This is a genomic window from Anaerococcus vaginimassiliensis (assembly GCF_900626155.1).
Taxonomy (GTDB): Bacteria; Bacillota; Clostridia; order Tissierellales; family Peptoniphilaceae; genus Anaerococcus; species Anaerococcus vaginimassiliensis.
In genome coordinates, this window is record NZ_LR130844.1 from 745,296 (window position 1) to 763,954 (window position 18,659).

At 35.6% G+C, this 18,659-nt stretch carries 32 protein-coding genes and 1 riboswitch; all 32 genes read left to right on the forward strand.

Features of this window, described 5'->3' with window-relative positions:
* Positions 1–4: 4 nt before the first annotated feature.
* The 32 genes from rplB to E0D87_RS03995 all read left to right on the forward strand — a co-directional run bounded on the left by rplB (position 5) and on the right by E0D87_RS03995 (position 18,504).
* Positions 5–838, forward strand: a complete 834-nt coding sequence (gene rplB / locus E0D87_RS03840; protein ID WP_130819419.1) for a 50S ribosomal protein L2 — start codon at positions 5–7, stop codon at positions 836–838.
* Positions 839–847: 9 nt separating this feature from the next.
* Entirely contained in the window at positions 848–1,135 is a 288-nt protein-coding gene (gene rpsS / locus E0D87_RS03845) for a 30S ribosomal protein S19 (RefSeq protein ID WP_004834697.1), read from the forward strand.
* A 10-nt stretch (positions 1,136–1,145) separates the two neighbouring features.
* Positions 1,146–1,493 carry a 50S ribosomal protein L22 gene (rplV, locus tag E0D87_RS03850; RefSeq protein ID WP_004834662.1) on the forward strand — a complete coding sequence of 116 codons (348 nt, stop codon included), beginning with the start codon at positions 1,146–1,148 and terminating at the stop codon, positions 1,491–1,493.
* A gap of 1 nt (position 1,494) precedes the next feature.
* On the forward strand, positions 1,495–2,211 hold the full coding sequence (gene rpsC, locus E0D87_RS03855; RefSeq protein WP_130819420.1) for a 30S ribosomal protein S3: 717 nt from the start codon (positions 1,495–1,497) through the stop codon (positions 2,209–2,211).
* A 37-nt stretch (positions 2,212–2,248) separates the two neighbouring features.
* Positions 2,249–2,677 (forward strand): 50S ribosomal protein L16, encoded by a 429-nt coding sequence (gene rplP, locus E0D87_RS03860; RefSeq protein ID WP_004834687.1) that lies wholly within the window; start codon positions 2,249–2,251, stop codon positions 2,675–2,677.
* Between the two features lie 2 nt (positions 2,678–2,679).
* Positions 2,680–2,886 (forward strand): 50S ribosomal protein L29, encoded by a 207-nt coding sequence (rpmC, locus tag E0D87_RS03865; protein ID WP_004834657.1) that lies wholly within the window; start codon positions 2,680–2,682, stop codon positions 2,884–2,886.
* Between the two features lie 5 nt (positions 2,887–2,891).
* Positions 2,892–3,152, forward strand: a complete 261-nt coding sequence (gene rpsQ, locus E0D87_RS03870) for a 30S ribosomal protein S17 (RefSeq protein WP_130819421.1) — start codon at positions 2,892–2,894, stop codon at positions 3,150–3,152.
* 19 nt (positions 3,153–3,171) lie between these two features.
* Positions 3,172–3,540 (forward strand): 50S ribosomal protein L14, encoded by a 369-nt coding sequence (gene rplN, locus E0D87_RS03875; RefSeq protein WP_004834648.1) that lies wholly within the window; start codon positions 3,172–3,174, stop codon positions 3,538–3,540.
* 9 nt (positions 3,541–3,549) lie between these two features.
* Positions 3,550–3,858 (forward strand): 50S ribosomal protein L24, encoded by a 309-nt coding sequence (gene rplX, locus E0D87_RS03880; RefSeq protein ID WP_004834675.1) that lies wholly within the window; start codon positions 3,550–3,552, stop codon positions 3,856–3,858.
* Positions 3,859–3,873: 15 nt separating this feature from the next.
* A complete protein-coding gene (rplE, locus tag E0D87_RS03885) occupies positions 3,874–4,416 on the forward strand; it encodes a 50S ribosomal protein L5 (RefSeq protein ID WP_004834685.1) in 543 nt (180 codons plus the stop codon).
* A 13-nt stretch (positions 4,417–4,429) separates the two neighbouring features.
* On the forward strand, positions 4,430–4,615 hold the full coding sequence (locus E0D87_RS03890) for a type Z 30S ribosomal protein S14 (protein ID WP_004834680.1): 186 nt from the start codon (positions 4,430–4,432) through the stop codon (positions 4,613–4,615).
* A 19-nt stretch (positions 4,616–4,634) separates the two neighbouring features.
* Positions 4,635–5,030 (forward strand): 30S ribosomal protein S8, encoded by a 396-nt coding sequence (gene rpsH / locus E0D87_RS03895; RefSeq protein WP_004834722.1) that lies wholly within the window; start codon positions 4,635–4,637, stop codon positions 5,028–5,030.
* Between the two features lie 10 nt (positions 5,031–5,040).
* A complete protein-coding gene (rplF, locus tag E0D87_RS03900; protein ID WP_004834707.1) occupies positions 5,041–5,580 on the forward strand; it encodes a 50S ribosomal protein L6 in 540 nt (179 codons plus the stop codon).
* Positions 5,581–5,589: 9 nt separating this feature from the next.
* Positions 5,590–5,955, forward strand: coding sequence for a 50S ribosomal protein L18 (gene rplR, locus E0D87_RS03905; protein ID WP_004834679.1), 366 nt, complete (start codon positions 5,590–5,592; stop codon positions 5,953–5,955).
* 15 nt (positions 5,956–5,970) lie between these two features.
* A complete protein-coding gene (rpsE, locus tag E0D87_RS03910; RefSeq protein ID WP_004834666.1) occupies positions 5,971–6,480 on the forward strand; it encodes a 30S ribosomal protein S5 in 510 nt (169 codons plus the stop codon).
* 10 nt (positions 6,481–6,490) lie between these two features.
* Positions 6,491–6,673 carry a 50S ribosomal protein L30 gene (gene rpmD / locus E0D87_RS03915; RefSeq protein WP_004834703.1) on the forward strand — a complete coding sequence of 61 codons (183 nt, stop codon included), beginning with the start codon at positions 6,491–6,493 and terminating at the stop codon, positions 6,671–6,673.
* A 10-nt stretch (positions 6,674–6,683) separates the two neighbouring features.
* Complete coding sequence (gene rplO / locus E0D87_RS03920; RefSeq protein ID WP_004834730.1) at positions 6,684–7,163, forward strand: 50S ribosomal protein L15; 480 nt, start codon at positions 6,684–6,686, stop codon at positions 7,161–7,163.
* Positions 7,164–7,181: 18 nt separating this feature from the next.
* Positions 7,182–8,456, forward strand: a complete 1,275-nt coding sequence (secY, locus tag E0D87_RS03925) for a preprotein translocase subunit SecY (RefSeq protein WP_004834629.1) — start codon at positions 7,182–7,184, stop codon at positions 8,454–8,456.
* A 3-nt stretch (positions 8,457–8,459) separates the two neighbouring features.
* Positions 8,460–9,116 carry an adenylate kinase gene (locus E0D87_RS03930; protein WP_004834677.1) on the forward strand — a complete coding sequence of 219 codons (657 nt, stop codon included), beginning with the start codon at positions 8,460–8,462 and terminating at the stop codon, positions 9,114–9,116.
* Positions 9,117–9,250: 134 nt separating this feature from the next.
* Positions 9,251–9,469, forward strand: coding sequence for a translation initiation factor IF-1 (gene infA, locus E0D87_RS03935; RefSeq protein ID WP_004834664.1), 219 nt, complete (start codon positions 9,251–9,253; stop codon positions 9,467–9,469).
* A gap of 97 nt (positions 9,470–9,566) precedes the next feature.
* Positions 9,567–9,680 (forward strand): 50S ribosomal protein L36, encoded by a 114-nt coding sequence (gene rpmJ / locus E0D87_RS03940; protein WP_004818043.1) that lies wholly within the window; start codon positions 9,567–9,569, stop codon positions 9,678–9,680.
* Positions 9,681–9,689: 9 nt separating this feature from the next.
* Complete coding sequence (gene rpsM, locus E0D87_RS03945; RefSeq protein WP_004834686.1) at positions 9,690–10,034, forward strand: 30S ribosomal protein S13; 345 nt, start codon at positions 9,690–9,692, stop codon at positions 10,032–10,034.
* An 8-nt stretch (positions 10,035–10,042) separates the two neighbouring features.
* Positions 10,043–10,438, forward strand: coding sequence for a 30S ribosomal protein S11 (gene rpsK / locus E0D87_RS03950; protein WP_004834632.1), 396 nt, complete (start codon positions 10,043–10,045; stop codon positions 10,436–10,438).
* 12 nt (positions 10,439–10,450) lie between these two features.
* A complete protein-coding gene (rpsD, locus tag E0D87_RS03955) occupies positions 10,451–11,044 on the forward strand; it encodes a 30S ribosomal protein S4 (RefSeq protein ID WP_004834676.1) in 594 nt (197 codons plus the stop codon).
* Positions 11,045–11,075: 31 nt separating this feature from the next.
* Positions 11,076–12,032 carry a DNA-directed RNA polymerase subunit alpha gene (locus E0D87_RS03960; RefSeq protein WP_004834667.1) on the forward strand — a complete coding sequence of 319 codons (957 nt, stop codon included), beginning with the start codon at positions 11,076–11,078 and terminating at the stop codon, positions 12,030–12,032.
* Between the two features lie 9 nt (positions 12,033–12,041).
* Positions 12,042–12,383 (forward strand): 50S ribosomal protein L17, encoded by a 342-nt coding sequence (gene rplQ, locus E0D87_RS03965; protein ID WP_004834644.1) that lies wholly within the window; start codon positions 12,042–12,044, stop codon positions 12,381–12,383.
* A 209-nt stretch (positions 12,384–12,592) separates the two neighbouring features.
* Positions 12,593–13,684, forward strand: coding sequence for a PP2C family protein-serine/threonine phosphatase (locus E0D87_RS03970; protein ID WP_130819422.1), 1,092 nt, complete (start codon positions 12,593–12,595; stop codon positions 13,682–13,684).
* Positions 13,684–14,322, forward strand: a complete 639-nt coding sequence (gene deoC / locus E0D87_RS03975) for a deoxyribose-phosphate aldolase (RefSeq protein ID WP_130819423.1) — start codon at positions 13,684–13,686, stop codon at positions 14,320–14,322. Before E0D87_RS03970 ends, deoC begins: the two co-directional genes overlap by 1 nt.
* Before the next feature lie 2 nt (positions 14,323–14,324).
* Complete coding sequence (locus E0D87_RS03980; RefSeq protein ID WP_130819424.1) at positions 14,325–15,767, forward strand: alpha-amylase; 1,443 nt, start codon at positions 14,325–14,327, stop codon at positions 15,765–15,767.
* 1 nt (position 15,768) lies between these two features.
* A complete protein-coding gene (locus tag E0D87_RS03985; RefSeq protein ID WP_130819425.1) occupies positions 15,769–16,359 on the forward strand; it encodes a ribonuclease H1 domain-containing protein in 591 nt (196 codons plus the stop codon).
* A gap of 12 nt (positions 16,360–16,371) precedes the next feature.
* Positions 16,372–16,445, forward strand: a riboswitch (Fluoride riboswitch).
* A gap of 37 nt (positions 16,446–16,482) precedes the next feature.
* Positions 16,483–17,661: a cation:proton antiporter gene (locus tag E0D87_RS03990; protein ID WP_130819426.1), complete on the forward strand. Its 1,179-nt coding sequence runs from the start codon at positions 16,483–16,485 to the stop codon at positions 17,659–17,661.
* A 66-nt stretch (positions 17,662–17,727) separates the two neighbouring features.
* On the forward strand, positions 17,728–18,504 hold the full coding sequence (locus E0D87_RS03995; protein ID WP_130819427.1) for a retropepsin-like aspartic protease: 777 nt from the start codon (positions 17,728–17,730) through the stop codon (positions 18,502–18,504).
* The last annotated feature ends 155 nt before the right edge of the window (positions 18,505–18,659 follow it).

Genomic DNA, 18,659 nt, shown 5'->3' on the forward strand with positions numbered 1-18,659 from the left:
TTAAATGGCTATTAGAAAATTAAAACCATCTTCAAACGGTCATAGAAATATGTCTGTTTCAACATTCGAAGAAATAACTACAGATAGACCAGAAAAAAGTCTTACAGTTGATCTTAAATCAAAGGGTGGTAGAAATAACACAGGTAGAACAACAGTAAGATTCCGTGGCGGCGGAGTTAAGAGAAGATATAGAATAATCGACTTTAAAAGAGATAAAGATAATATCCCAGCAAGAGTTAAAACTATAGAATACGATCCAAACAGATCAGCAAACATTGCTCTAGTAGCATATGCAGATGGAGAAAAAAGATACATCCTTGCTCCTAAAGGACTAAAAGTAGGCGATGTAATCGAATCAGGATCTGAAGCTGATATCAAAGCAGGAAACGCTCTTGAACTTAAAGATATTCCGGTAGGTACAACAATCCACAATGTAGAGCTTAAAGCAGGAAGAGGAGCAATCCTTGTAAGAAGTGCTGGAGTTGGTGCTCAACTTATGGCTAAAGAAGGAAACTTCGCAACACTTAGACTTCCTTCAGGCGAAATGAGAATGGTTCACTTAAACTGCAAAGCTACAATAGGAGTTGTAGGAAACTCTGAACACGAACTAATTAGAGTTGGTAAAGCTGGAAAGAGCAGATATATGGGCAAGAGACCTCACGTCAGAGGATCTGTAATGAACCCTGTTGACCATCCACATGGTGGTGGTGAAGGTAGAACACCAATTGGTAGACCAAGCCCAATGACACCATGGGGTAAAAAAGCTATCGGTGTTAAGACAAGAAACACTAAAAAACAATCTGAAGCTTACATCGTAAGAAGAAGAAACGAAAAATAGGGGGATATAATGGCAAGATCTATTAAAAAAGGACCATTTGTCGATGATCATTTAATAAAGAAAATTGACGAATTAAATGAAAAAAATGAGAAAAAAGTTATAAGAACTTGGTCAAGACGTTCTACAATATTCCCTGAATTTGTAGAACATACTATCGCAGTTCATGACGGTAGAAAACATGTTCCAGTATATATAACTGAAGATATGGTAGGCCACAAACTAGGTGAGTTCGTACCAACAAGAACATTCAGAGGCCACGCTAAAAAGGCTACTGAAATGAAAAGCAAATTAAGATAGGAGAGAAACGATGGAAGTTAAAGCAATAGCTAAGTATCAAAGAATTTCTCCTCTAAAAGTTCACTATATAGCAAGAGAAATCAGAGGCAAACAAGTAGATGAAGCGCTTGATATCTTAAGATTTACTAACAAAAAAGGTGCAAGACTTCTTTCAGACGTACTAAAAAGTGCAATTGCCAATGCAGAAAACAACAATGGACTAGACAGAGCAAATCTTTATGTTAAAAAAGCATACGCAAATGACGCTCCAACTATGAAAAGATGGCACCCAAAAGCTAAAGGTGCTGCATACCCAATACTAAAAAGATCAAGTCACATTGGTGTTGTACTAGCAGATATAGAAGATACGGAGGAATAAGATGGGCCAAAAAGTAAACCCAAAAGGATTTAGAGTAGGTGTTATCAAGGACTGGGATTCAAAATGGTTCGCAGACAAAAAAGATTTCTCAGATCTACTAGTAGAAGATTATAACATCAGAAAAATTGTAAAAAAAGAAGTATATGATGCAGGAATTGCAGATATAGAAATCGAAAGAGCAGTAAACAACCTTAAAGTTACAGTATTTGCTGGAAAACCAGGAATGGTAATTGGTAAAGGTGGTGCTGGAGTTGAAGAACTTAAGAAGAAGCTAGAAAAAGCTGCACCAGGTAAGAGAATTATCATTAACGTTGAAGAAATCAAATACCAAGACCTTTCTGCACAACTTGTAGCTGAAAATATCGCAGGCCAACTAGAAAACAGAGTAGCTTTCAGACGTGCAATGAAACAATCAATGCAAAGAACAATGAGAGCTGGAGCTAAGGGTATCAAAACAATGGTATCAGGTAGACTTGGCGGTGCTGATATGGCTAGAAGCGAAGGATATTCAGAAGGAACAATTCCACTTCAAACACTAAGAGCAAACATTGACTACGGATTTGCAGAAGCAGATACAGAATATGGTAAGATCGGTTGTAAAGTTTGGATCTACAAAGGCGAAGTTCTTCCAGGAGAAAAAGCTCAAAGAGAACCAAAAATGAAACAACCTAGAAATAACAGAAGAAGAAGAAATAATAGACGTCCTAACAATAAATAAGGATATCGCTATTTAAAAGAATTAGGAGAGAATCATTATGTTAATGCCTAAAAGAGTTAAATATCGTAGACAACACAGAGGCAGAATGAAGGGGTTTGCTCACAAAGGTAATGAGCTAGCTTATGGAGAATATGGTCTTCAAGCTACAGAAGCTACATGGATGACTGCAAACCAAATCGAGGCTGCTCGTCGTGCGATGACAAGATATATAAAAAGAGGCGGAAATATTTGGATTAAAGTATTTCCAGACAAGCCAGTTTCAAAGAAACCAGCAGAAGTAAGAATGGGATCTGGTAAAGGTGCTCCAGAATATTGGGTTGCTGTAGTAAAACCAGGTAGAGTATTATTTGAGATGAGTGGTGTTAGTGAAGAAGTTGCAAGAGAAGCTATGAGACTTGCTGCACAAAAACTTCCAATTAAGACTAAATTCATCCAAAGACTTGAAGTTACAGGTACGGAGGAATAAGGATGAAAGTAGCAGAAATCAGAAATTTATCAGACCAAGATTTAGATAAACAATTATATGATTTACAAAGTGAGCTTTTCAATCTTCGTTTTAGACTTGCAACAGGACAACTTGAAAATCCATCAGCTATAGGAACTGTTAAAAAAGATATAGCTAGAGTTAAGACAATCCAAACAGAAAGAAAGCTTAATTTAAATAGGGAGGCTTAAGTTTCATGGAAAGAAATAATAGACACATACTGAAAGGTGTTGTTGTATCTGATGCAATGGACAAGACAATATCTGTTCTAGTTGAAGAAAAGATCCAACACCCAGTATATAAAAAGAGAATTAATAGAAGCAAGAAATACAAAGCTCACGATGAACTAAATGAAGCTAAACTTGGCGATACAGTAGAAATAATGGAAACAAGACCACTATCTAAAACAAAAAGATGGAGACTAGTTCGCGTTAGCCAAGCGGCAGAAATTGTTTAATTAGATATAGGAGATTATTATGATACAACAAGAAACTCGTATGAGAGTTGCAGATAACTCCGGAGCAAGAGAACTTTCAGTAGTTAAGGTTCTTGGAGGAACTGGAAGAAGATATGCTAATATCGGAGATGTGGTAACTTGTTCAGTTAAAAGTGCAACACCCGGAGCAGCGGTAAAAAAAGGTTCTGTAGTTAAAGCTGTTATAGTTAGAACAAAAAGAGGTCTAAAAAGAGCTGATGGTTCAACAATTAGCTTTGATGAAAACGCAGCTGTAGTTATAAAAGATGACCTATCACCAGTAGGAACAAGAATCTTTGGACCAGTTACAAGAGAATTAAGAAGTGAAGGATTCATGAGAATCATCTCACTTGCACCGGAAGTATTATAGGAGGATTATATGCACATTAAAAAAGGCGATAAAGTCCAAGTAATATCAGGTGAATATAAAGGACATGTAGGTGAAGTTATAAAAGCCCTACCTAAAGAAAACAAAGTAATAGTTGAAGGTGCAAACGTAAGAATCAAACACCAAAGAGCAACTCAAATGGGTGGCGAAAGCGGAAGAATCGAAAAAGAATGTCCAATCGATGCTTCTAAAGTACTTCTATATTCAGAAGAACTTAAAAAAGGTGTTAGAACTAGAGTAGAATTTGTAGACGGCAAAAAAGTTCGTGTATCTACTAAGACAGAAGAAAAATTCGACTAGTTCAAAGGAGATATTATGACAAGTAGACTTAAAGAAAAATATCAAAACGAAGTTGTTGGAAAACTTATCGAACAATTCGGTTACGAAAATGTTAACGAAGTTCCAAAACTTACAAAAATTGTTATAAATGTAGGACTAGGTGAAGCTAAAGATAACCAAAATCTTTTAAATGCAGCTAAAGATGAACTTGCTCTAATCACAGGTCAAAGACCAATAGAAATTAAAGCAAAAAAATCAGTAGCTAACTTTAAACTAAGAGAAGGTCAAGCAATTGGTACAAAAGTTACACTAAGAAGAGAAAAAATGTATGACTTCCTAGACAAACTTATAAACATTTCTCTACCAAGAGTTAGAGACTTTAGAGGAATCAATCCAAACAGCTTTGACGGACGTGGAAACTATTCACTAGGAATCAAAGAACAATTGATCTTCCCTGAAATCAAATATGATGATGTTGACTTCCTACACGGAATGGACATCACAGTAGTTACTACAGCAAAAACAGACGAAGAAGCAAAAGCATTCTTACAACTAATGGGAATGCCTTTTAAGAAATAACTAAGGAGCAAAAATGGCTAAAAAGTCACTAAGAGCTAAACAACAAAGAAAACAAAAATTCTCCACAAGAGAATATTCAAGATGTAAACTTTGTGGAAGACCACACGGCTACTTAAGAAAATATGGAATCTGCCGTATTTGCTTTAGAGAACTTGCAAATAACGGACAAATTCCTGGAGTTAAAAAAGCAAGCTGGTAATTAAGGGGGAATAATAATTATGATGACAGATCCAATAGCGGATATGCTAACAAGAATCAGAAATGGTAACAAAGCAAACCATACAAAAGTTTCATTACCATCTTCTAATGAGAAAAAAGCTATTGCCCAAATTCTGCTTGATGAAGGCTTTATTACAGGATTTAACGTAGAAGAAGACGGCAAACAAGGTATTCTTACAATTGATTTAAAATATACTGAAAATGGTGAAAAAGTAATCTCAGGTCTAAGAAGAATTTCTAAACCAGGCCTTAGAGTTTATGTTAAAGCAAATGAAGTTCCAAAAGTACTTAACGGACTAGGAACAGCAATCATTTCAACATCAAAGGGACTATTAACTGACCGCGCTGCAAGAAGCGAAAATGTAGGTGGCGAAGTTATTTGTTACGTATGGTAAGGAGATATATATGTCAAGAATAGGAAAACTTCCAATTGAAATACCTTCTGGAGTAACAATAGAAATAAACGACCGTACAGTTGTTGTAAAAGGACCAAAAGGCGAAGATAGCCTTGAAGTTTCAAAAGGTGTAGAACTAGAATTAGCTGAAAACGAACTTTTAGTTAAAATTCCAGAAAACTACACAAAAGCACAAAACATAGACCACGGTCTATACAGATCTCTAATTAACAATATGGTAGTTGGAGTATCAGAAGGATATGAAAAAACACTTCAAATCGAAGGTACAGGTTACAGAGCTATGAAACAAGGTAACAACCTAGTAATGAACTTAGGTTTCTCACACCAAGTAACAATGGCTGACCCTGAAGGAATCGAAGTAGAAGTACCAAATGATAGAACAATTGTAGTTAAAGGATTTAACAAACAATTGGTTGGTCAACATGCAGCAAACATCAGAAACTGGAGAAAACCAGAACCATACAAAGGTAAAGGTATCAGATACGTTGATGAGCATGTTAGACGTAAAGTTGGTAAAACAGGTAAGTAGGAGATAGTAATGGCTAAAAAAACTAAACAAGAAAGACTTTTAACTCGTAAAAAAAGAGTAAGAGCTAAAATAAGTGGTACTCCTCAAAAACCAAGACTAAGTGTTTATAAATCAAACGCTAATATTTACGCTCAAGCAATTGATGATGTAAATGGTGTAACACTTGCAAGTGCAAATACCTTACAAGAATCAGTTTCAAATGGAGCTAAAAATAACGCTAATGTTGAAGCTGCTAAAAAAGTTGGCGAAGCAATAGCAAAAGCTTTAAGTGAAAAGGGAATCGAAGAAGTAGTATTCGACAGAAATGGTTACCTATACCACGGAAAAGTTAAGGCTATCGCTGAAGCAGCAAGAGAAGCTGGTCTTAAATTTTAATTGGGGAGGTATTAGATGAATTATTTATTAAGAAGCGAAGTAGAAAAACTAAACCTCGAAGATAGAGTAGTAGCGATTAACAGAGTTGCTAAAACTGTAAAAGGTGGACGTAACATCAGATTTTCAGCACTAGTAGTTGTTGGAAATGGAAATGGTTATGTTGGAATCGGAACAGGTAAAGCTACAGAAGTACCAGAAGCTATTAGAAAAGCTAGTGAAGATGCTAAAAAACACATGATCAATGTGCCATTAGTTGGAACAACAATCCCACACAGAATCCACGGACACAAAGGAAGCGGTAAGGTTCTATTAATGCCTGCAACAGAAGGTACTGGAGTCATCGCTGGTGGTCCAGTTCGTGCAATCTGTGAACTAGCAGGATATAAAGATATTAGGGCTAAGAACTTAGGTTCATCAAACCCAAGAAATATTATCAATGCATGTATGGAAGCATTCGCTAACATGAAAACTGTAGAAGAAGTTGCAAAACTTCGTGGTAAATCGGTAGAAGAATTTGATTATTAAGGAGAGTAAAATGGCAAAACTTGAAATCACATTAAAGAAATCTTTTATCGGTAAAAAAGATGGACAAATTGCAACATGTAAAGCTCTAGGCCTAAAAAAAATTGGCCAAAGCGTTGTAAGAGAAGATAATAAAGCAACCAGAGGAATGATCAAAAAAGTTTCATTCATGGTTGATGTAAATGAATTAAACTAAGGGGTGTAAGATGAAACTACATGAATTACAACCTAATGCGAAGTTAAAAAAAGCTAAAAGAAAAGGTAGAGGTCCAGGTTCAGGAAACGGTACTCGTGCAGGTCGTGGACAAGACGGACAAAACTCAAGAAGCGGTGGTGGAGTAAGACCAGGCTTCGAGGGTGGTCAAATGCCTCTATACAGAAGACTTCCAAAAAGAGGTTTTAAAAACATCAACAGAAAGATTTATGAAACAATCAACGTTGAAACATTAAATGCTTTCGAAGATGGAACAGAAATAACACCAGAACTATTATTTGCAAACAAATTCTTAAACGAGAACAAAGCAAAAGCTGGAGTTAAAATCCTAGGTGATGGAGAACTTAACAAAAAGCTTACAGTAAAAGCTCACAAATTCACAAAATCAGCTGTAGAAAAAATCGAAAATGCTGGCGGCACTATCGAAGTAATCGAAGCTAAAAAATGGGTAAAACCATCAAAAAAAGCTTAACAGAAAGCATGGTGAGCAATGCTAGAAATAATTAAAAAAGCAGCAAAAGAAGAGGAAATCAGAAAAAGATTTTATTTCACTCTTCTAATGCTAGTCGTATACAGACTGGGAAATAATATTCCTATACCATTTATAGATACAAAAGCACTAGCAGATGCATATCAAAATATTCAAGGAACTCTTGTTGACTACCTAAACATGTTAACAGGAGGTGGACTATCCACACTTTCAATCTTTGCTCTAGGTGTACAACCATACATCACAGCTTCAATTGTAATGCAACTTTTAACAGTTGTAATTCCAAGACTTGAAGAGCTTTCAAGAGAAGGAGAGCAAGGAAGAAAAACAATTCAAAAATATACAAGATATGTAACAATTGCACTAGCTATATTCCAAGCAGTAGCAATAACAAACGGACTTTATGGAGCAGCCCTATCATCTGCGACTGGATTCCAAAAGGTTGTAATGAACATAGTCCTAATCGGTGGCACTATGTTTGTAACATGGATGGGTGAAACCATCACTGAAAAAGGTTTGGGAAATGGTACAAGTCTTATAATCTTTATGGGTATCATTGCATCATTCCCAAGAACAATAGCTAGATGGCAACAAGGCCTCCACTATGACACAACAAGTATTCTATCAATCATAATAATGGCAATAATTGTTGTACTAATAGTGTTTGCTGTAGTTGAAATATCTGAGGGAGAAAGAAAAGTACCAATCCAATATGCTAAAAGAGTAGTTGGACGTAAGATGTACGGTGGTCAATCAACCCACATTCCAATCAAGGTTAACATGGGTGGAGTAATGCCAATAATCTTTGCATCAGCAGTACTTGCTATACCATCAACCGTTTCACTATTTTTCGGTGGCAACGGAGAAAGTTCAATAGCAAACTTCTTCCAAAACTCAAACTTTGGATTTGCAGTATATCTAATAATCCAATCTATATTAATCCTAGTATTTGCTTATTTCTACAACCAAATTCAATTTAACACTGTAGAATATGCAAAACAACTTCAACAAAACGGGGGATTTGTCCCTGGAATAAGACCTGGAAAACCAACTAGTGATTTCCTAGCTAATGTATCAACAAAGATTACATTTATAGGCTCAATCGCACTGGCACTATTGACCATAGTTCCAGCAATTGCATCAAGAATTTTAGGACTTCAAATCTCATTCGGTGGTTCATCAGTAATCATCGTCGTAGGAGTTATAATTGAAACAATCAAACAAATTGAAGCAATGATGACAATGAAACAATACAAAGGATTTTTAAACAGGTAAGAGATGAATATTATTTTATTAGGCCCACCAGGAGCTGGTAAGGGTACACTATCAAATAAGATCATAGACAAAAAAGAAGCAGTTCAGATAGCTACTGGAGATATATTTAGATATAATATCTCCAATGAAACTGAACTAGGACTAAAGGCTAAGTCCTACATGGACAAGGGCGATCTTGTACCAGATGAATTAACAATTGATCTGGTATGGGATGCTTTCGACAAGCACAAAGACGAAAGTAAAGAAGGAAAGATCATTCTTTTTGATGGATTTCCAAGAAACATTGAACAAGCAAAAGCGCTTGATTTAGGAATGGAAGAAAGAAATCAAAAAATAGATCATGTCGTATATTTTAATGTAGACGAAGAAATTCTAATACAAAGAATAACTGGTAGAAGGGTTTGTACAAACTGTGGCGCAACCTTCCATGTAACAAACAATCCTCCTAAGAAAGAAGGAATTTGTGATAAATGCGGAAGTGAGCTTATCCAAAGAAATGATGATAACGAAGACACAGTTAAAAACAGAATTGATGTTTACAACGCTCACACATCTGTGCTCATTGATTACTACAAGGAAAAAGGTATATTATTTAGTATTGATGGCACAAATTCTCCAGATGAAGTTTTTGAAGAATTTCTAGATAAATTAGGAGAATAATTCTAATTTATGCAAATAAGAAGGAAAGCGGCGATAGAATCTTTAAGAGATTTTTAGTCCTTGATGTCTTATTGATATAAGACAAGTAAAATGGCGTTCAATAGACATGGGAAAGAGAAAAGGAGGTTCTATCGATGTCAAAAAAAGATGCTATAGAAGTTACAGGAGTTGTTACTGAAGCACTACCAAATGCGATATTTAAAGTGGAGCTAGATAACGGACACGAAATCCAAGCTCACATTTCTGGAAAGCTTCGTATGAACAGCATTAGAATACTAGAAGGAGATAAAGTAACAGTAGAATTATCTCCATATGATCTAAGTCAAGGTAGAATAACTTGGAGAAAGAAGTAGTCCCATCATCTTGGGTGATAAATCGAAAGATTTTACATTGGGATACACTTCAAGATCTACTTATTCATTAAGAATAATCGAAAGATGAGGAGTCAAAATGAAAGTTAGAGCATCAGTAAAAAAAATGTGTGATAAATGCAAAATTATCAAAAGAAACGGTAAAGTTATGGTAATTTGCGAAAATCCAAAACATAAACAAAGACAAGGTTAGGAGGGGCTAATGCCAAGAATAGCTGGTATAGATTTACCTAGAGAAAAAAGAGCAGAAATTGGATTAACTTATATATATGGTATAGGTCGTTCAACTGCAAACGAAATACTAAAAAATGCAGGAATCAATCCTGATACAAAAATGAAAGATCTTACAGAAGAAGAATTAGGTAAAATCCGTGAACAATTAAACAACTACAACATCGAAGGAGATCTAAGAAGAGAAGTATCTATGAACATTAGAGCTCTAAAAGAAATCGGTAGTTACAGAGGATTAAGACACAAAAACAATCTTCCAGTAAGAGGACAAAATACAAAGAACAATGCAAAAACCAGAAAAGGTAGAAGGGGTTAAAGAGAATTATGGCTAACAAAAAGAAAGCTACTTCTAGAAGAAGAAGAGTCAAAAAAAATGTTGAACGTGGCCAAGCTCACATTAACTCAACATTTAACAATACAATGGTAACACTTACAGATATGCAAGGTAATGCATTATCTTGGGCTTCTGCTGGACAATTAGGATTTAGAGGTAGCAGAAAATCTACACCATTTGCAGCAAGTGAAGCAGCAGATGTTGCAGCTAAGAAAGCTATCGACCAAGGACTAAAAACTGTAGAAGTTTACGTTAAAGGACCTGGTTCAGGAAGAGAATCAGCAATCAGAAGTCTACAAGCAGCAGGACTTGAAGTTACAATGATTAAAGATGTAACACCAATCCCACACAATGGATGTAGACCTCCAAAGAGAAGAAGAGTTTAATAAGGAGAGATTATGGCAGTATCAAAAGATCCAGTATACAAAAAAGCTAGAGCTTTAGGAATTTCTCCAGCATACCTAGGATATACAGGAGAAAGTAACAGAACACTTCCAAGAAGAAGAGCTAAACTTTCTGAATATGGAATGCAACAAAGAGAAAAACAAAAAGCTAAATTCATTTACGGAGTAAGTGAAAAACAATTTAGAGGATACTACGAAGCCGCTTCAAAAATGAAGGGACAAACAGGTGAACAACTAATCATCCTTTGCGAAAGAAGATTAGATAACGTAGCATTTAGATCAGGACTAGCTAGAACAAGAAGAGAAGCTCGTCAAATCGTAACTCACGGACACCTTACAGTAAATGGTAAGCAAGTAGACATTCCTTCATACCAAATTGAAGAAGGAGATGTTATAGAAGTTCGTGAAAAATCTAGATCAAGTCAACTTTTCAAAGCAATCAAAGAAACAAACGCAACATTTGGTGTTGTTGAATGGTTAACAAGTGATATAGAAAACCTAAAGGTTACAGTAGACAGATTCCCTACAAGAGAAGATATCGACATCCCAGTTGAAGAACGTATGATCGTAGAGTTCTACTCTAAATAGGTAGAATTTAAGTTAGAACTAAGGAGTTACCATGATCGAAAAATTAGATACAAATATACAAATATTGGATATAGTCGAAGAAGAAAATTATGGAAAATTCGCTTTATATCCACTTGAGCGAGGATATGGTACAACCATTGGAAACAGTATGAGAAGGGTGCTTTTATCATCCTTACCTGGTTCTAGCGTCTCAAAAATACTTATAGAAGGAGTTCTTCATGAATTCTCCACAATAGATGGGGTTGTTGAAGACGTGCCTGAAATAGTTCTAAACATTAAAGGTCTAGACGTTACAAAACACACAGATGAAGATGTAACATTGTTTTTAGATGTAGAAGGTCCAAAGATTGTAACAGCAAAAGATATTAAGGCAGATAGCCTAGTAGACATTGCAAATCCTGACCACTACATTGCCACAGTTAACGAAAAATCCAGACTATTTATAGCTATGGATGTAACTGATGGTAAGGGATATAGAATCTCTGAAAACAATAAGGATGAATCAGACCCTATAGGTACTATAGCTATAGATTCATCATTCACTCCAGTTGAAAAAGTCAACTATACTGTAGAAAATACTAGAGTTGGAGAGTCAACTGACTATGACAAACTTATATTAGAAGTTTGGACAAATGGTACAATTTCACCACAAGAAGCCTTAAGCTTAGGATCAAATATCCTAATCGAGGACGTTTCATTGTTTAATAACCTTCCTGATATGAAGTTCCCTCCAGAAGAGGAAATTATTGAGGAAGAAGAAAACAATGAAGAAGAAGCACTAAGTGAAGACTTGAGTATGACTATAGAAGAGCTTGATTTAAGTCTAAGATCATTTAACTGCTTAAAACGTGCAGGATTTGATAAAGTGGCTGATATTGTAGAAGTAAGCGAATCAGAACTAAAATCAATCAAGAATTTCGGTAAGAAATCATTAACAGAAGTAATGGACAAGCTAGACGAATTAGGTCTTAGCTTAAAGGATGAATAGGAGGTAAGTATGGCCGATAAAAGAAAACTTGGCAGAAGAACTGACCACAGAAATGCTATGCTTAGAAACCTTGTGCAATCATTACTAGAAAATGGTAGAATTGAAACTACTGTAACTAGAGCAAAAGAAGCCCAAAAAATGGCTGACAAAATGATTACACTTGGAAAGAAGAATACACTTCACACAAGAAGACAAGCAGCAGCTTATTTATATAAACCAGAAACTGTTCAAAAGCTATTTGAAGAAATCGCACCTAGCTATGAAGACAGAAATGGTGGATACACAAGAGTATTAAAACTAGGACCAAGAAGAGGCGACGGATCTGAACGTGCTATTCTTGAATTAGTATAAGAATAAATACTTAAATTTAAGTATATATAACTTCTAGCATCTTTGAGAGATTGAAGGTGCTTTTTTTTTTGCAAAATTCTATTATTAAGCTTTTTAAAACTTGTAAAATGTGATCAAAATATGATAAAATTTTAACTAAGTATAGGTACTTTATTGATTAATCCATATTAAAAGATATAGTTAATATAACAAGTTTAAGGTAGGAAAAGATGGCAGGCAAAAATAATTTTACTCAGGATAAGAACTTTTTTATACTAAACGCAATGGACGATTGGGTTAGGATAGTTGATAAGGATGGCAAGACTATCTTTATTAACGACGCCTTCAAAAAGGAAAGTCAAAAATCTACCGAGCTTTTCAATTATATTGAGGAAAACTCAGCTATCATTCTTCCTACCAGAAACAAAGATATGAAAAATACAACTATGATAGAAGAAAGACTCATTGATGAGAGGTATTTTTCTATAAAAACTTCTCCAATCTACAATGGAGACGAGTTTTTAGGGATTGTAGAAGTATATAGGGATATAACCAGGGAAAGCCTTATGAAAATAGAGCTTTTCAATACTAATAGGGCTATGCTCGATGATGTCAGGTTTGTAAAGAAAATCCAATCCAATATCCTACCTAAAAATAAAAGCTACGGGAAAATTAGTCTAAAGAGTAAATACCTAGCAAGTGATGATTTGTCAGGAGATTTCTTTGATGTTATTAGGATAGATGATGACAAATACGCCCTATATATAGCTGATATCATGGGTCACGGAGTAAAGGCATCTATCATGACTATGTTTATAAAAGTAACCATGGGAGCCATCCTCGATAAACATCCGGATTATTCTCCATCAGAGATACTTTTTAAGCTAAGAGATAACTTCCAAGCCCTAGGCATGGAGTCATCTCAGTATTTAACAGCTTGGCTTGGTATATTTGACTTTGCTGATGATTCCCTGACCTTTTCCAATGCTGGGCACAATTGTCCGCCTCTTCTTTATTCAAGAAGAGAAGATAAGGTAGATTATCTTCTAGCAAGCGGAAGGATGATATCAAACATCATAGAGCCAGACAATTACGATGAAAAGAAGGTAAAGCTTACAAGTGGTGATAGGCTCTTGTTATTTTCAGATGGAGCTATAGAGGCTAAAAATGAGTCTAGGAAAGAGTACGGCCTTGAAAGGCTAAAGGAGATATTTACAAATTATCACGACTTAGACTTAACCTATGAAGATATAAAAATGTTTACATGGGGCAAGCAAGAGGACGATATAAGTCTTGTCCAAGTAGAATATAAGGAGATATAATGACTAAATTAAATTCATACATTGACCACACAAACCTAAAGCCAGAAGCACAATTAGACGATATCAAAAAACTAGTTGATGAGGCTGTCGCAAATGACTTTTATAGTGTTTGTGTAAATGGGACTTATGTAAAAGATATAAAAGAATACAACAAAGATGTTAAAATTGCTGTTGTTGTAGGATTTCCCCTAGGAGCTATGACAACAAAAGCCAAAGCATTTGAGGCAAAATGCGCCATAGAAGATGGAGCTAGCGAAATAGATATGGTAATAGCCATAGGTAGACTAAAAGATAAGGACTACGACTATGTGCTAGATGATATAAAAGCTGTAAAAGAAGCGATTGGTGATAAGACCTTGAAGGTTATTATAGAAACCTGCCTATTAACAGATGAAGAAAAAATTAAGGCTTGTGAGCTTTCCGAAAAAGCAGGAGCAGACTTTGTCAAGACTTCAACAGGATTTTCTACTGGTGGAGCGACTGTAGCGGATGTTTCACTTATGAAAAAAACAGTAGGAGATAGACTAAAAGTAAAAGCAAGCGGTGGCATCCACACAAGGGATGAAGCTCTATCCTTAGTAGAGGCAGGAGCTGAGAGAATTGGTGCAAGCAAGTCTATAGATATTTGTAAGGAGTAAGTATGGCAAATGAAGTCATGATGCAGTCTTTCGAGTGGGACACAGACGGCTCGGGAGATTTTTATAATAAATTAAAAGAAAACGCCAAAAACCTCAAGGAAAATGGAATAGATGCTCTTTGGCTACCACCAATGACTAAGGGTGGATCTGACATGGACGTAGGATACGGCGTGTATGACCTTTGGGATCTGGGAGAATTTGACCAAAAAGGAACCATAAGGACAAAATATGGTACCAAAGAAGAACTATTAGCTGCTATAAAAGCCTTACAAGAAGCAGGAATTAAGTGCTACGCTGACGTAGTGTTAAATCACAAGGGAAATGCTGATTTCAAAGAAGAATTTAAGGCAGTAATGGTAGATCAAAACAATAGGAGCCATGATGTATCAGATGTGATGGATATCGAAGCTTGGACAGGCTTTAACTTCGAGGGAAGAAATAAAAAATACTCCGATATGGACTGGCACTACTATCATTTTACAGGAGTTGATTACGACGTAAAATCTGATACCTCAGCCATCTTTAGAATTGTCGGCGATGGCAAATATTGGGACGAGGACGTATCAGGAGAAAAAGGTAACTTTGACTTCCTTATGAACTGTGATATCGACCACGATCACCCAGAAGTAAGAGAAGAAATCTTTAAGTGGGCAGATTGGTTTATAGATGAAACTGGAGTAGATGGCTTTAGATATGACGCCCTCAAACACATATCTTCAAACTTCATCCACGATTTGTCAGACCACATTATAAATGACAATGGAGAAGAAAACTTCTATCTTTTTGGAGAATTTTGGCAATATAACAAGGAAGAAATCGCCAAATACCTAGAAACTACCGACTATAATGTAGACTTATTCGACGTTCCCCTACATTTTCACATGCAAGAAGCAAGCAAATCCATGGGAAATTATGACATGAGAAAGATATTTGACAATACAATTGTGGCGGATTTCCCAGAACAAGCTGTAACATTTGTAGACAATCACGACAGCCAACCTGGTCAATCACTAGACTCTTGGGTTGAAGACTGGTTTAAAGAGATCGCATATTCTATGATTTTATTTAGAAAAGACGGCTATCCTTGCATATTTGCAGGAGATTATTATGGACTAATAGGAAATGTCAAGACAGACCCTAAAAAAGATCTTCTAAATAAGATGATGAAAGTTAGAAAAGATCACAACTACGGAGAAGAGGATAACTACTTTGACGATCCAGCTGTTATAGGTTGGGTTAGAAGAGGAGATGAAGATCACACACCACTTGCAGTTTTGATATCTATAAAAGATATGGCAGAAAAACAAATGTTTGTCGGAGAAAACGAAGCTGGAAAGACTTATGTCGACCTTTCAGGTAAAAATGAAGATGTAGTTATAGACGAAAATGGAAACGGACTCTTTACAGTTGCTCCTGGTTCTGTAACATATTGGGCAGCTAAATAAAATGAAATATTACGCAGTAAAAAGAGGCAGAAATCCCGGGATATATACATCTTGGGATTCTTGTCTTAGAGAAGTGAAGGGATTTTCCAATGCCAGTTACAAGTCTTTCAAGAAAAAAGAAGATGCCCTAGCTTTCCTAGAAGGTGATACTAAAGAAGTCACAGTAGATGACGATACCATAATCGCCTATGTAGACGGCTCATACAACCTAAACGAGAAAATATATGGAGCAGGTGCAGTCTACATAACAAAAGACGGGAAAGAAGAGCTATACGCTACTTTCACTGATGATTTCTATAAGCATAGAAATGTTGCAGGCGAGGTAAAGGCGAGCGAACTTGCCATAAAAAAAGCCTTAGATGAGAAGGCAAAGAAGATTGTGATCTATCATGACTATCAAGGAATTTCCTCATGGGCAAATGACGAATGGAAGGCAAATAACGATCTTACCAAATCCTACAAGGACTTTATAAAAAAGGCAAGAGAAAACCTAGAGATTGGATTTGTAAAGGTCAAGGGCCATTCCAATGACAAGTACAATGACTGGGCAGATAGACTTGCCAAAAAGGGAGCGCAAGTTGAATCTAAGTAATTTGTAAGTATAATATATCAGGGAAATGAAGTTCTTCCCAAAATTTATATTTTAAACCGCTATAAGCTAATGACTTCTGCACTTGCAGGGGTTGTTGGCTTTTTTTTATGTTAAGGAGGGTTTATGTTAGTTAATGTAGGAATAATACTCATAGCAGGTCTTGTTGGAGGTAAAATCTTTGAAAAAATAAGACTTGCCCCAATAATTGGCATGCTTTTGGCAGGGATTATCATAAGTCCCAATCTCTTAGGGCTTGTTAGAGGGGATATAACAAACTTATCAAAAGATCTAAGACAGATTGCCCTAGTCGTGATACTTACTAGAGCAGGTCTTTCTCTATCGTTTGAAAAGCTTAGAGAAGTTGGTATATCTGCAGTTCTTATGACCTTTGTACCTGCAAGTATAGAAATTATCGCCATTACTTTTTTTGCAGTAAAGATTTTTAACTTAGATATCCTAGATGCAGCTATCTTAGGATCTGTCCTTGCTGCAGTGTCGCCTGCCATAGTTGTTCCTAGAATGATAAGGTTAATAGAAGAAGGCTACGGCAAAGATAAGAAAATCCCAGAGATAATCCTAGCTGGAGCATCCATAGACGATGTATACACCATAGTTTTCTTTACAGTATTCCTAAACTTGAAACTAGGAGGAGATTTCTCTTGGGTCAATTTTGTAAATATCCCAATATCTATAGGTACAGGCATACTTTTTGGCGTACTTTTAGGACATGTTTTAAATATAGTGTATAGAAAAATAAACTTAACGAGTGTTTACCAGGCGATTGTTCTAATATCAATATCATTTTTTATAGTTAGTTTTGAAGATACAATAAACAACTACCTAGCATTTTCAGGGCTTGTTTCAATCATATCCATGGCTATGACTATCAAAAAACTAAACCCAGACCTTAGCTTGAACCTACTTAAAGTATATGGAAGTTTGTGGGAGATATTTGAAATATTTCTTTTTGTCCTAGTAGGAATAACAGTTGATCTATCTGTAATAGGCAAGGAATTTATTCCGGCTATGGTACTGATAACTATAGGACTTATCTTTAGGATGTTTGGAGTATATTTTAGCCTGATTCCATCAAAGCTTGACAGGAAAGAAAAGCTCTTTACAGGCTTTGCCTACCTTCCCAAGGCGACTGTTCAAGCAGCTATTGGCCCAGTTTGCCTATCCTACGGTCTAGCATCAGGCAAATTAATACTTGCAATCTCTGTTATAGCTATAATTTACACAGCACCTCTTGGAGCAATCCTTACAGATAAGACCTACAAGAGGCTCTTGACTAGACCATAAGCAGGACTTTAATTTATCTTAGATATTTCTTTGTGATATAATATTAGAAAAGCTAAGGAGTTTCATATGGATTTTTCACCAATACCAGTTTCAGATAAGAAATTTTTAAATTATATATTTATAGGCATAGTTGTAGGAGATAAGCCTGTAACAGCCATGTTTGATACTAGGGGAAATACCCTTATTCCTCAAAGTTTGGCAGATGAGCTGGACCTAACATACATTGACAAAGAGCCAATTGACGAAGTTAGAGGCTTTAGAAGAGCGAAACTTAAAAATATGGCAATCGGAGGACTAAAGCTAGAAGGAGTGCCAGTTTTAGTATGTAAAGATAGTGTAATTGACCTAGGAGAAGATCAATTCGGAAACAAATTTCCAGCAGATATGATCCTAGGTTGGAATATCATAAGCCAATTTGTCTTTAGAGGAGACCTCAGAAAGGGACAAATCGAGGTCCAAACCTCTGATTTTAAAAAATCAAAGAGAAAAGGAAAAGATAACACTCCTGTTTTTAAGATAATTTTTGAAGGAAGAGTCTACAAGGCAGCTATAGACACATCTAGACCACTAACAATAATTTCAGAATATATTTACGAAAAAATTAAAATAGAAAATAAAGATATCAAACAAACTATAGATATGCTTGATATAGACCATGACGATGTCATGTATGAAACAAAGTTTTCCTTCAAGATAGACGACAATATTGTAAATATCCCTACTACCCAAGTTGAAAAAGACCTAAATGATAAGGATATCCAAGTCGTATTTGGAGCAGACCTACTAAGAAATACATCTTGGGCCATGTATAATCCTATGGGATATATCAGAGCCAAAAACTAACTCTTATATATTATATATAATGAAGGAAATTGATTTTAATAAAAAAAGAAGGATATAATCCCTTCTTTTTTTATTCCTTAAACTTTATTTCGAATTATTAAAATAACATGCTAAATCCTTGTATTTTTCCCCAAAAACGTATAGAATTATAGTAG